Origin of the sequence: Frischella sp. Ac48, from assembly GCF_019641635.1 — a bacterium.
GTDB lineage: Bacteria > Pseudomonadota > Gammaproteobacteria > Enterobacterales > Orbaceae > Frischella > Frischella japonica.
The window spans coordinates 48,591-61,946 of sequence record NZ_JAETXP010000013.1 but is presented as its reverse complement, the minus strand read 5'-3'; the positions used below and the strand labels follow the sequence as shown (position 1 = coordinate 61,946).

General features: G+C 35.6%; 12 protein-coding genes. 7 read left to right on the top strand and 5 right to left on the bottom strand.

From position 1 onward, the window contains the following. Positions 1 to 526: 526 nt before the first annotated feature. The gene (lpcA, locus tag JMI89_RS09855; protein ID WP_187755917.1) at positions 527 to 1,105 is read left to right on the top strand and encodes a D-sedoheptulose 7-phosphate isomerase; all 579 of its coding nucleotides are present in this window, start codon (positions 527 to 529) and stop codon (positions 1,103 to 1,105) included. A gap of 29 nt (positions 1,106 to 1,134) precedes the next feature. Beyond that, positions 1,135 to 1,902 carry a class II glutamine amidotransferase gene (locus JMI89_RS09850; protein ID WP_220679981.1) on the top strand — a complete coding sequence of 256 codons (768 nt, stop codon included), beginning with the start codon at positions 1,135 to 1,137 and terminating at the stop codon, positions 1,900 to 1,902. Positions 1,903 to 1,941: 39 nt separating this feature from the next. Here JMI89_RS09850 and mdtH read toward each other — a convergent pair whose 3' ends face one another. The 5 genes from mdtH to pncB form a co-directional block, all read right to left on the bottom strand. Beyond that, complete coding sequence (mdtH, locus tag JMI89_RS09845; protein WP_187755915.1) at positions 1,942 to 3,171, bottom strand: multidrug efflux MFS transporter MdtH; 1,230 nt, start codon at positions 3,169 to 3,171, stop codon at positions 1,942 to 1,944. Between the two features lies 1 nt (position 3,172). Continuing rightward, entirely contained in the window at positions 3,173 to 3,631 is a 459-nt protein-coding gene (locus tag JMI89_RS09840; RefSeq protein ID WP_220679980.1) for a methylglyoxal synthase, read from the bottom strand. Between the two features lie 174 nt (positions 3,632 to 3,805). Further along, on the bottom strand, positions 3,806 to 4,852 hold the full coding sequence (locus JMI89_RS09835) for a porin (protein ID WP_187755913.1): 1,047 nt from the start codon (positions 4,850 to 4,852) through the stop codon (positions 3,806 to 3,808). A gap of 265 nt (positions 4,853 to 5,117) precedes the next feature. Further along, positions 5,118 to 6,521, bottom strand: coding sequence for an asparagine--tRNA ligase (asnS, locus tag JMI89_RS09830; RefSeq protein WP_220679979.1), 1,404 nt, complete (start codon positions 6,519 to 6,521; stop codon positions 5,118 to 5,120). Between the two features lie 39 nt (positions 6,522 to 6,560). Continuing rightward, on the bottom strand, positions 6,561 to 7,763 hold the full coding sequence (gene pncB / locus JMI89_RS09825; protein WP_220679978.1) for a nicotinate phosphoribosyltransferase: 1,203 nt from the start codon (positions 7,761 to 7,763) through the stop codon (positions 6,561 to 6,563). 131 nt (positions 7,764 to 7,894) lie between these two features. Here pncB and pepN point away from each other — a divergent pair, with 131 nt between their 5' ends. The 5 genes from pepN (at position 7,895) to mlaD (ending at position 13,329) form a co-directional block, all read left to right on the top strand. Further along, a complete protein-coding gene (gene pepN, locus JMI89_RS09820) occupies positions 7,895 to 10,507 on the top strand; it encodes an aminopeptidase N (RefSeq protein ID WP_220679977.1) in 2,613 nt (870 codons plus the stop codon). A 203-nt stretch (positions 10,508 to 10,710) separates the two neighbouring features. Then, complete coding sequence (locus JMI89_RS09815) at positions 10,711 to 11,040, top strand: rhodanese-like domain-containing protein (protein ID WP_220679976.1); 330 nt, start codon at positions 10,711 to 10,713, stop codon at positions 11,038 to 11,040. Between the two features lie 114 nt (positions 11,041 to 11,154). Next, positions 11,155 to 11,985, top strand: a complete 831-nt coding sequence (gene mlaF / locus JMI89_RS09810) for a phospholipid ABC transporter ATP-binding protein MlaF (RefSeq protein ID WP_187755908.1) — start codon at positions 11,155 to 11,157, stop codon at positions 11,983 to 11,985. Then, complete coding sequence (gene mlaE, locus JMI89_RS09805) at positions 11,985 to 12,761, top strand: lipid asymmetry maintenance ABC transporter permease subunit MlaE (RefSeq protein WP_187755907.1); 777 nt, start codon at positions 11,985 to 11,987, stop codon at positions 12,759 to 12,761. Before mlaF ends, mlaE begins: the two co-directional genes overlap by 1 nt. A gap of 16 nt (positions 12,762 to 12,777) precedes the next feature. Then, complete coding sequence (mlaD, locus tag JMI89_RS09800) at positions 12,778 to 13,329, top strand: outer membrane lipid asymmetry maintenance protein MlaD (protein WP_187755906.1); 552 nt, start codon at positions 12,778 to 12,780, stop codon at positions 13,327 to 13,329. The last annotated feature ends 27 nt before the right edge of the window (positions 13,330 to 13,356 follow it).

The window sequence follows — 13,356 nt, the reverse complement described above, 5'->3', positions numbered from 1 at the left end:
TAATCCCTTCCTCACCGCCATTATAGAATAACCACATTGATTATAAAGGGATGAGGACCAAGGGGTCGACCAATTCGTCAGGAACGAATTGGAACGTTGCTTTAGCAACGACCTTGCAAAGGCGAGTGTCAGGACGACACGAGTAATCCCTTCCTCACCGCCATTATAGAATAACCACATTGATTATAAAGGGATGAGGACCAAGGGGTCGACCAATTCGTCAGGAACGAATTGGAATGTTGCTTTAGCAACGACCTTGCAAAGGCGAGTGTCAGGACGACACGAGTAATCTCCTATCCACTCACATTACAGTATATCATTCCTAATATTTACCAACTGTAACTCTCAATTTTAATAAATAAAGTATACTTATAGCTAACGTTTAAATATCATAAAAGAAATCATTGCGCTATAATAAATTATCAATTGATATTAGAAATATCGTAAAATTTCATTTAAAAACCATTTAGTGAACAAATTATTATTCCTAAATGCTATTTTCCAGAAATTAAAAGGCTGAATTATTATGTATGTTAATGATATTCGCGCTGAGTTAAATCAAGCCGTTGATGTATTAGTTAAATTTGTTGAAGATGATAATAATCTTCAGGCTATTCAACAAGCAGCGTTGTTAATAGCTAATTCGTTTAAACAAGGTGGTAAAGTGCTTTCATGCGGTAATGGTGGTTCCCATTGTGATGCAATGCATTTTGCCGAAGAATTAACCGGACGTTATCGGGAAAATCGCCCTGCCTATCCAGCAATTGCCATTTCTGATGTGAGTCATATTTCATGTGTGGGTAATGATTTCGGTTATGATGCGATTTTCTCTCGTTATGTAGAAGGGGTTGGTCAGACTGGGGATGTTTTGTTAGGGATATCCACTTCAGGCAATTCAACCAATGTTATCAATGCGATACAAGTTGCGAAAGCGAAGGGAATGAAAGTCATTGCTTTAACAGGGAAAGATGGTGGCAAAATTAATGGATTAGCCGATATTGAAATTCGCGTTCCTCATTTTGGTTATGCAGATCGAGTACAAGAAATTCATATTAAAGTAATTCATATTTTGATTATGCTAATAGAAAAAGAGATGGCAAAATAAATACTAAATCCACTCATGAGGTTGATGCGATGTGTGAACTTTTGGGGATGAGTGCAAATGTTCCTACTGATATTTGCTTTAGTTTTAAAGGGTTGGCCCGACGAGGTGGTGACAAAGGGCCACACAAAGATGGTTGGGGTATTACCTTTTATGAAGGAAAAGGTTGCCGCTCCTTTAAAGATCCGCAGCCTTGTTGCTCGTCGCCAATCGCTAAACTTTTGCAAGATTATCCCATAAAATCACAAGTTGTTATTGGACATATTCGCCAAGCTAATCGTGGTAATATTGCTTTAGAAAATACCCATCCTTTTACCCGTGAACTTTGGGGAAATAATTGGACATTTGCTCACAATGGCCAGTTAACAGGTTATGAACGATTAGCAACAGGAGGATATTTACCTATAGGTCAAACGGATAGTGAATATGCATTCTGTTATTTACTGGCACAATTAACTAAACATTTCCCAGCAAAACCACTTAATTTATTTGATGCATTTCAATTTATAAAACAATGCGCCGATTATCTTAATACGCTTGGTGTGTGCAACTTGTTGATTTCTGATGGCGTATATTTATTTGCCTATTGCTCAACCAAATTACATTGGATTACTCGTCGAGCACCATTTGGAAAAGCAAAATTACTCGATGAAGATGTTGAAATTGATTTTCAAATTCATACTACACCTTCAGATGTTGTCACCATGATCGCTACAATGCCGTTAACTTCTAATGAAGTTTGGCATTCAATTGCTGTAAATCAGGCAAAATTATTCAAGAATGGTGAAATAATTTTTTAAGCAAAAGGTTTTATTGCCATTTATTGCTAACTTAATTTATTAAACTTTATTAAGTTTATTAGGTTGGTTGGTTAAATCTGTTTTACTCATTAATTCTTTATTTTTGAAGAGTATATTTAGATAAATAATGGTTAATGTGCCAATTAAGGATAAAATAATCCAGGGTAATTTGGGTACATCAAGTTTAATGGCAATGTCATGTAACCAACCGGCACCAGAATAGCCAATGAATCCGCCAATTGCTAAGCCTAAACGACTAAAGCCCATATAACTGCCTTTTGCTCTTGGATTGGCTAGCATGGTACTGAGTGTTTCTCTGGCGGGTTCTGCTATGATAGCGCCTAAATAGAAAATAGTGATGAGAATAAATAATAAATCTAATGTGGAGACAAAAACGATAAGTATAAAGCTTATTGTCATTAACAATAAACCACATTTTAATCGTTGATCTAATCGGTAACGTTTTTCACTCCAACGCGCAATAGGATACAGTAATATCAAAGATATGACTGCTTGAATACCGTACATCCATTTTACGTAACTAAGGTTTCCAGAGATATTAGTAACCGTTAACGGTAACATCAACATTACTTGAACCCATAAAATGTAATAGCCAGTTAATGACCAAACATAAGATGAAAATAGCTTATCTTTTAGTACATCTTTTAATCCTCTTATCATGGGCGTTTTACCTAATGCAATATGATAAGCAGGTAAATAAAAGATATTAAAAATAGCACAGAGTATGAAAACTAATGCACCTATCCAACAAACGAACTGAAAATCATAATCAATCAGAAAGCCACCGATTAATGCACCAATAACCGCACCCGAATTATCCTCAATCATTAATAATGAGATAAAACGACCTCGTTCATGAGGGCGAGTAAATTTAATGGCAAGTCCCATTCTTGGTGGATCGAAAAGTAATCCCCCTAAAGCTGATAATAAACATGAAAAAATGAGTATCCAGGGTGTTGTTGCTAATGCCATAGCGATAAAGCCAATAGCGCGCAAAAACATACCAATAATAATCATTGGTTTGGCTCCAAATCGGTCAGCAATGGCACCACCAATTAAGCCAAATCCTTGTTGTACAAATTGACGAAATCCTAGTGCAAAACCAACAAATAGCGCACTCCAACCAATTTGGCTAACAAAATGAGCTGAAACTAATGGGAAAACAATATAAAAACCTAACACGATAAATAAGTTATCGAATAATAAAATAACTTTTCCTGTCTTACGTGCCTGCGAAGGGATTGGCATTTTATTTAGTCCGTTCAGCTAAATATTGTTGATAGTCAGGAATATCGATAGTCACTTCGTTCGTGAATATAGGCGATTGAATCAGTGCATTAGCGGTTGCTTGATTGGTGGCGACAGGGATATTCCAAACTGTGGCTAAACGTAATAGTGCTTTTACATCGGGATCATGAGGTACGGCATTCAGTGGATCCCAGAAAAAAATTAAGATATCAATTTTTCCTTCTGCAATAAGTGCACCAATTTGTTGGTCACCGCCCATGGGACCACTTAGCATTGTTGTTACGTTTAACTGAGTTTGCTGTTTAATAAGCGTACCGGTTGTGCCCGTTGCGCATAAATTATGCTGCACTAATTGCAACTTATTTTCGGTACACCATTTTAGTAAGGAATCTTTAAGATGATCATGGGCAACTAAAGCGATATTTTTTTTAGTTGATAAAATACGAGTGGTTAATTGCATTTTGATTAGAGTGTCTTAATATTAGTCAACTTGAGTAAACCTTTTATCAAAATTTAATCATTGGTGCAACATCAAACACAAAAATAATTGTGTTATGACCATTTTAAAAACACATTAATGCAAAAAAGGCACCCGCGGAGTGCCTTTTAATATAATTAATTCTATCAGATTTAATTAGAATTGGTAGATTAAACCAAGTGCTAAAGTATCTTTTGTTGCGCCTTTTGCAGTTCCGTCAGTATTAGTTGAGAAAACTTTGCTAGAAAGCTTGTCATCATCAAGTAGATTGATTTTATAATCAACAATAGCAGTTAAGTTTTTGTTGAAATCATATTGTACACCAACTTCAACATATTTCGCGATTTGGTCTTTTTTCTTTTCATCAGTTTTATGTTGAACATAAGCTAAAGAAGGTGTTAAACGACCAACTTCAAAATCGATACCGTATTGTGCAACAAGTTCAAAGCCTTTAACTTTTTCATTGTCATATTTAGAATGGCTGTATAGAGCACCTAAGTATAGGTTGTGTGCATCATATTTCACACCAGCCATGTAAGTTTTAACGCGTTCTTTATCACCAGCTTTAGTTGTAGTCGCATAACCACCACCAACACTTACACCAGTGTCAAGAATAGCATATTGTGCATTTAAACCGTACGCTTCTTTTGAATCACCTTTTGTGCTACTATCAGATTTGTTGTCACCATATTGAACAGCGAAATCTAAACCATCAACTAAACCATAAAAACCGTTATTACGGTAGGTAGCAACTGCATTAGTACGAGCAGATAAAACATATAAACCATTATCAGAAGCATTACCACCAAATTCTGGTAAAACGTCAGTATAAGCAGTGATTGCTTTTAACACACCGTCGTTACGACCGTAGTCGAAAGAACCATATTGACCAAAGTTTAAACCAGCAAATGCATAACGCGTTTCTTTAAAAGAATTTCCGCCTGTTTTAGTTTCCCACTCTGCACGGCCGTAACCAGAAAGTGAATCAGTTACTTGTGTTTCACCAGTGAAACCGATACGCGCAGTGGTTTTATCGCCTTCGCCGTCAACTCCATTGTTGTGATTACCAAGATAGTTTAATGCATATACACGACCGTTTATGCTTAATTTGTTACCATCTTTATTCCAAACTTCGATAGATGCGTTTGCTGCACCAGCAACTAAAAGTGCTGGGATAGCGATAGCTAGTAGATTACGTTTCATTTTATACCCTCATTGGTGTTGTTATTAAGACACCTGCCACTGCTCTATGTATATTCATTGACAGTTTGGTGTCAGTTGTTATGAATGACCACTCAGCATAAGTAGTCATTGTTTGAATATTTATGCGTACAAATTATATTGAATTTTTTTTAAAATCAAGTGAACTTTTCATAAAAGCCGTTGTCTAACCGTAAAACGATGTTTGTTTGCTTAAAAAATAAGCATGCTTTAGCCTGTTTACTACTTAAGCGTGGTCAATTTAATATTAAAAATTAGCATTTCGTGGTGTTCTTGGGAACGGAATAACATCACGTACATTTTGTACACCAGTAATGTAAACAATTAACCGTTCAAATCCTAATCCAAAGCCAGAATGAGGCACTGTGCCATAACGGCGTAAATCGCGGTACCACCAATAATCTTGTTGTTTTAATCCCATTTCTAACATGCGTTTATCTAACATTTCTAAACGTTCTTCACGTTGCGAACCACCAATGATTTCACCAATACCTGGTGCTAATACATCCATCGCCGCAACAGTTTTGTTATCATCATTCATACGCATGTAAAAAGCTTTAATATCTTTTGGATAGTTTTTAACGACTACCGGAGCTTGAAAATGTTTTTCAGCTAGATAACGTTCATGTTCAGAAGCAAGATCAATCCCCCAACTTACTGGATTTTCAAATTTAGTATTACAATTTTGTAAAATGCTAATCGCATCACTGTAATCAACTTGAGCAAAATCTGAATTTATAAACTTTTCTAAGCGCGAAATGGCTTCTTTATCAACATGTTGGGCAAAAAATTGCATATCATCAGCACGTTTTTCTAACACTGATTTAAAGACATATTTCAGCATATCTTCAGCTAATTTAGCGATATCATTTAGATCTGCAAAAGCCACTTCGGGTTCCATCATCCAAAATTCTGCTAAATGACGCGTTGTATTGGAGTTTTCAGCCCTAAATGTAGGACCAAAAGTATAGACTTTTGAGAGTGCGCATGCATATGCCTCGGCATTTAATTGTCCTGAAACAGTCAGAAATGCTTCTTTACCAAAGAAATCTTTATCAAAGTCAATGTTACCTTGGTCATTTCGCGGTAAATTAACCAGATCTAAAGTTGAAACACGGAACATTTCACCAGCTCCTTCAGTATCGGAAGCCGTAATAATTGGAGTGGAAATCCAATAAAATCCGCGTTCATTAAAGAACTGATGAATAGCATTCGCTAATGTGTGCCGTATTCGGGTAATTGCACCGACAATATTGGTTCTCGGTCTTAAATGTGCAACTTCACGTAAGTATTCAATGGAGTGACGTTTAGCTGCCATGGGATAAGTTTCTGGGTCATCGACAAAACCAAATACTTTAACAGCAGTGGCCTGTAATTCAAATTGTTGACCTTGACCAGGGCTTTCTACGACGATGCCAGTAACTTGTACCGAGCAGCCAGTAGTGAGTTTTAAAACGTCACTTTCGTAATTCGCTAAGGTTTTTTCAACCACAGCTTGAATTGGGTTAAAGCATGAACCATCATAAATAGCTAAAAAAGATATTCCTGCTTTAGAATCACGGCGGGTTCTAATCCAACCTTGTACGGTAATTGAACTGCCTACAGCAATTTTACCTTGTAAAATATCCGTAATCGGTGCGATATTACTCATGTTTATCATTTCCATTATGCTTTGTTTAGCCTTTAATATTTAATTGTTGCCTGTTACATTAAACGTTTTTTTCAATTCTTCAATAAATCCAATATCATGAGATATCGTTTTTCCCGGACTATCTGATAACTTTGCGACTGATTGTCCGTTACATTCGACTAATTTGATCACAATATTTAATGCTTTAGTCTGAGAATTTAAGGTGGCTGGAATATCACAGGCAAGATGCCCTCCCATACCAAAAGATAGTTTAACACGATTAAAAAAATGTTGATAAATCTTGATTGCTTTATCAAAATTCAAACTATCTGAAAAAACTAAAATTTTTGTTTTAGGATCAATACCAAGTTGCTGATAATGTGCAATGGCTTTTTCTCCCCATTCAATGGGATCACCTGAATCATGGCGTAATCCTTGATAACGATTTGCTAAATCACTATCAAAATCCTTTAAGAAAGCGTCCATAGTAATGCAATCGGTTAAAGCAATGTTCAAATCATGGGGATATTCTTCAAGCCAAATTTGCAATGCCTTGCGCTGACAATTTGCTAAATCATCTGTTAATCGCTGATGCGCTTGGAACCATTCATGCGCTTGCGTTCCTACTGGTTTTAATCCATATTTATAAGCTAATAAATAATTACTGGTGCTGTTAAAGTTTGGAAAATGGTTTTTTAAATAGCAAACTACGGCTTCTTGTACTGCATAAGAGTAGCGTCTACGGCTACCAAAATCCATTAAAAAAAATTGTGACATATCAAAAGCAGCAGTTTTATGGTGATAATTAGCCAATTTAGCTTCGAGATGGCTTATTGCTTGCTCAATACCTACTTTTGGGGTTCTGTCCATATGGGCTATTTCACTGATTACTGCTAATAAAGGGACTTCCCATAAAATTACATCTAACCATCTGCCTTCAATACGAATATAAAGATCACCATTATCATTACGAATGGTAACCAGTCGATGATCAAAATGCCAATTTTTCAACCAACTTAAATAATCTGGTTTGAAATAATTGATTTGATTTAGGTAATTAAATTCATCATCGGTTAAAGAAAGCTGTTCCATAAAATGGATTTGTTGCTTAATGGCTTCGGTATAAATGCCAAGTTTTTCATGATTTCGACAACGAAACTCAGCGGCAACAATAACATTAGGATAATGATGAAATACCGCCTGCTGCATATGTAATTTGTAAGCATCAGTATCTAACAATGATGTTAATATTGGAGATTGCATTTAATTTATAAAGTTCAGAGAGTTGTTCTACCAAATTTGATAAATTATAGCAGAATAAAAATCAAGGAGTATATTATTTCCTAATAAAGCGTAATATACTTTAGTAATTAAGTCGGACATTCGAGTGAATTATGAACAAAAATAGCCCAATAGCAAAATATCGTTTAGATTATAAAAAACCTGATTTCACCATTACTGATATTGATCTTGATTTTAATCTTGCGCCTGAAATTACTACTGTAACGGCACGTAGCCATATTGTGCAACTCAATAAGGCGACGAATACGCTGATTCTCGATGGTGAAGATTTAAAATTATTAGCAATGAATATTGATGAGCAACCGTGGCAAGACTATAAAATAACCGCATCTGGCATTGAAATTTATCACGTTCCGAGTGAATTTACTTTAACGATTGTTAATGAAATCAAACCGATTGATAATACAGCTTTAGAAGGATTATATGTTTCGGGCGAAGCATTGTGTACGCAATGTGAGGCTGAAGGTTTTCGCCACATTACCTATTATTTAGATCGACCTGATGTATTGGCACGTTTTACGACACGTATAACTGCAAATAAAAACTCATATCCTTATTTGCTTTCTAATGGTAATCGTATTGCCCAAGGCGATCTTGAAAATAATCAGCATTGGGTTCAATGGCAAGATCCTTTTCCAAAACCGTGTTATTTATTTGCCTTAGTCGCTGGCGATTTTGATATATTACGTGATCAATTTATTACTAAAAGTCAACGTAAAATAGACTTAGAAATTTATGTTGATAAAGGCAATTTAGATCGCTCACATTGGGCCATGACCAGTCTTAAAAATGCCATGCAGTGGGATGAGAAACGTTTTGGTCTTGAATATGATTTAGATATTTTTATGATTGTTGCGGTTGATTTCTTTAATATGGGAGCAATGGAAAATAAGGGTTTAAATATCTTTAACTCGAAATATGTGTTAGCGAAACCAGAAACAGCAACAGATAATGACTATTTAGGCATTGAAGGTGTAATTGGTCATGAATATTTCCACAACTGGACAGGTAATCGCGTGACGTGTCGTGATTGGTTTCAACTAAGTTTAAAAGAGGGATTAACGGTTTTTCGTGATCAAGAATTTAGTGCTGATATGGGGTCACGTTCAGTTAAACGTATTGATGATGTAAAAATATTACGTACAGTGCAGTTTGCTGAAGATGCCAGCCCTATGGCTCATCCAATTAGACCGGAAAAAGTCATTGAAATGAATAATTTCTATACTGTTACTGTGTATGAAAAAGGTGCTGAAGTAATTCGAATGTTGCATACTTTACTGGGAGAAGAAAGATTTCAAGCCGGCATGCGACTTTATTTTGAGCGTCATGATGGCAGTGCGGCAACATGTGATGATTTTGTTCAAGCAATGCAAGATGCATCTGGCATAGATTTAACCCATTTTAAATTATGGTACAGTCAGTCGGGAACGCCAGAAGTTACCGTCACAGATCAATTTGACAAATTAAATCAACAGTATATTTTAACCGTTAAACAGACCACGCCTCCAACGCTTGATCAAACAGAAAAGCAACCTTTGCATATACCGTTAGATATTGAATTATATGCAAAAGATGGCAGTGTCATAGATTTACAGTATCAAGGTAAATCCATCAATCATGTTCTTAATTTACATCAAACTGAACAGCAATTTATCTTTGATCATGTACAAGAAAAACCTATCATAGCTTTACTGCGTGACTTTTCAGCGCCAGTGAAAATACATTATGATTATCAAGATGATGAGTTGATCTTTTTGATGCAAAAGGCAAGTAATGCTTTTAATCGTTATGATGCAGCTCAAATGTTGCTTGCCAAGTATATACGCCTTAATGTGAGTTATTACCAACAAAACCAGGCGATGATGCTTCCTGAAAGTGTTATTGATGGTTTTCGTGCAATTTTGCTTTCAGATACTCTAGATCCGGCATTAATTGCTCAAATTATCACATTACCGTCCGAAAATGAAATAGCCAATCTGTTTGCTGTAGTCGATCCGCAAGCCATTCACGTAGTGCGTCAATTTTTACTGAGACAATTTGCTAATGAATTATATGATGAATTATATGCCATTTATCGTCATTGCTTGTCTGAATATCGTATTGAGCATGCGAATATGGCAAAACGAGCTTTGAAAAATAGTTGTTTATATCTACTAGCTTTTGCTGATAACAAAAAAGAAGTCAATTTATTAGTCAACAAACAGTATCAACATGCGGATAACATGACAGATAGTTTGGCAGCATTGCAAGCCGCGGTTATGGGGCAATTATTGTGTAAAGATAGTTTATTAGCTCATTTTGATGAACGTTGGTATCAAGATGGTTTGGTGATGGATAAGTGGTTTATAATACAAGCAACTAGTCCAGATCACGCTTTAGATACGGTAAAACAGTTACTGATGCATCGCGCCTTTTCGTTGAATAATCCGAATCGTATTCGTTCACTTATTGGTGCTTTCGTTAATAATAATCCAGCAGCTTTTCATGCGATAGATGGTAGCGGATACCATTTTTTAATTGAAATATTAATCGAATTAAATCTGAAAAATCCACAGGTTGCTTCGCGGCTTATTGATCCGTTAATTCGCTTAAAACGTTATGATGAGCAACGTGCTTCGTTAATGCGTAGTGCACTGGAGCGACTTTTAAAGTTGGATAATTTATCTAATGATCTTTATGAAAAAATTAGCAAAGCCTTAGAATAACCTTTAAGGTTAATTAGATTTCATTAAAGAAAATGTTTAATCATAAATATAGGTGATTTTTTTAAATAAGCACCAGATGACATGCCGTGTGCCATAAAGAATTTTTGTGGCGACTTGCATGTGGTGTTCAAAATAGGATTATGAGATTGTTGTAATGTTTATATTATTAAAAAATTCATATAGCCAATGGAGTAATGCATAATATGATTCAACCTATCTCAAGCCAACAATTAGCACAAATATTAAATCAACAACCTAATGATATCTTTTTATTGGATGTGCGGGAAAATAATGAGGTTGAAATTTGTAAATTGCCACATGCCCATCATATTCCGATGAATCTGATTCCCTTATATTTAAATGAAATTCCCGATGATAAACAAATTATTATTTATTGCCACCATGGGATCAGGAGTTTGAATGTTGCGAATTACCTGATAGCAAATGGTTTTGATGAAACACAAATTTATAATCTAAATAAAGGTATTGATGATTGGGCATTAACCATCGATAATACGATGGTTCGCTATTAAATTTTAAATAGAATTGTTTGTTTATATTAGTTTTATTTTCATAAATTAAAAAGATAATGTAAACTAAATAAGTGATATTGTTAACTGGATGGTCTTTACTTTGAGAAACTACAGATGACAGAACTAAAAAGCAACTCAACAAAATTTGATAATTTGGTTGAAATCCATGATATGTCATTTTATCGTGGGGCAAGACCAATTTATAAAAATATGAATTTGACGGTACCTAAGGGCAAAATCATTGCGATTATGGGACCTTCAGGCATTGGTAAAACCACTTTATTAAAATTAATCGGTGGTCAGCTTAAACCACAATCTGGAAAAATATTATTTGATGGCGAAAATATACCCACTTTATCTCGTTCGCGTTTATATGAAGTTCGCAAACGGATGAGTATGTTATTTCAGTCTGGTGCATTATTTACGGATTTAACAGTATTTGAAAATGTAGCCTATCCTTTACGCGAGCATCTTAACTTGCCTGAACCCGTGTTACGTAATTTAGTCTTAATGAAATTACAATCAGTTGGATTACGAGGGGCGGCTAATTTAATGCCTTCTGAATTATCAGGTGGTATGGCAAGGCGAGCAGCACTAGCTCGTGCCATTGCTTTAGATCCTGATCTCATTATGTTTGATGAACCATTTGCTGGACAAGACCCCATCTCAATGGGTGTGATTGTTAAATTAATCGCTGAAATAAATCAATCGCTAGGATTAACTTGTATTGTCGTTACCCATGATGTCAATGAAGTGTTAAGCATTGCAGATTATGCATATATTGTTGCTGAAAAGCATATTATTGCTGGTGGTACCTCAGAAGAACTGCGCCAGAATGACGATATGCGCGTCAAACAGTTTTTAGAAGGTTTAGCTGACGGACCGGTTCCGTTTCACTACCCTGCTGAAGATTATCTAACCGATTTAAGTCGAGGTATATCTTAATGTTAAATATTCTTGCCAGAATCGGGCAATCGGGAATTAATTTCATTGCCTTGTTTGGTCAAGCCGGAATCATGTTATTTGGTGCATTGGTTGGCAAACCTGAGTTTAAAAAACAGTTCCCCCTTTGGGTCAAACAGTTTTATTTTGTAGGTGTGCAATCACTAACAATTATTGTGGTTTCTGGTTTATTTATTGGCATGGTTCTAGCATTGCAAGGTTATTTTATTTTAACCACATTCAGTGCTGAAGCCAGCTTAGGTATGTTAGTCGCTTTAGCGCTATTACGCGAATTAGGACCCGTTGTTGCCGGATTACTGTTTGCCGGAAGAGCGGGATCAGCTTTAACGGCGGAAATTGGTTTAATGAAAGCAACCGAACAGTTATCTAGTATGGAAATGATGGCCGTTGACCCTTTAAGAAGAATTATCGCTCCGCGTTTTTGGGCAGGATTCTTTTGCTTACCTTTTTTAACTGCAATATTTATCGCTGTTGGTATTTTAGGCGGTGCTTTAGTCGGTGTTGATTGGAAAGGTATCGATTCAGGATTTTTCTGGTCATCTATTCAAAATAATGTTGATTGGTGGCATGATACTGTCAATTGCTTCATTAAAAGTTTTGCTTTTTCAATCGCAGCCACTTGGATTGCATTATTCAATGGCTATAATTCTTTACCAACCTCTGAAGGGATCAGCAAAGCCACTACCAGTACGGTTGTGTATTCATCATTGGTTATTTTAGGGTTAGATTTTATTCTAACTTCATTAATGTTTAGTTAATCGAGGTCACATAAACATGAGTCGCAAAATCGAAATCATGGTTGGATTTTTTATGATTATTGCTATCTGTTCAATACTGTTTCTATGTTTCAGAGTAACGGATGTCTCTACATTTAGTCAAAATTCAACTTATCGGGTCTATGCTATTTTTGATAATGTTGGTGGTTTGAAAGCACGTTCACCGATTAAAATTGGTGGTGTTGTAATTGGAAGAATAGCTAATATCACTTTGAAAAATTATAAACCTTATGTCACGATGGATATTGATGCTAACTATGATCGTATTCCAAGTAATAGTAGTTTATCAATTAAGACTTCTGGTCTTTTGGGCGAGCAATTCATTGCTATTAGTTTAGGTATCGCTAAAAGCTCCGAAAATGAACTTGATATTGAAGATGCTCAGGATCGTGGTATAAATGAAGATCCATCTGTAAATTTCGAAGAAAAAATACCAGATTATTTTGAAGAAGGATTTGTTATTCATAATACTTCGCCGGCAATGGTAATTGAAGATTTAATTGGTCAATTCTTGTTTAGCTCTGGTAATGCAAAAGATAAAAAAGCTTAAATCAAAGAATACCGTTTTAATTAAGAG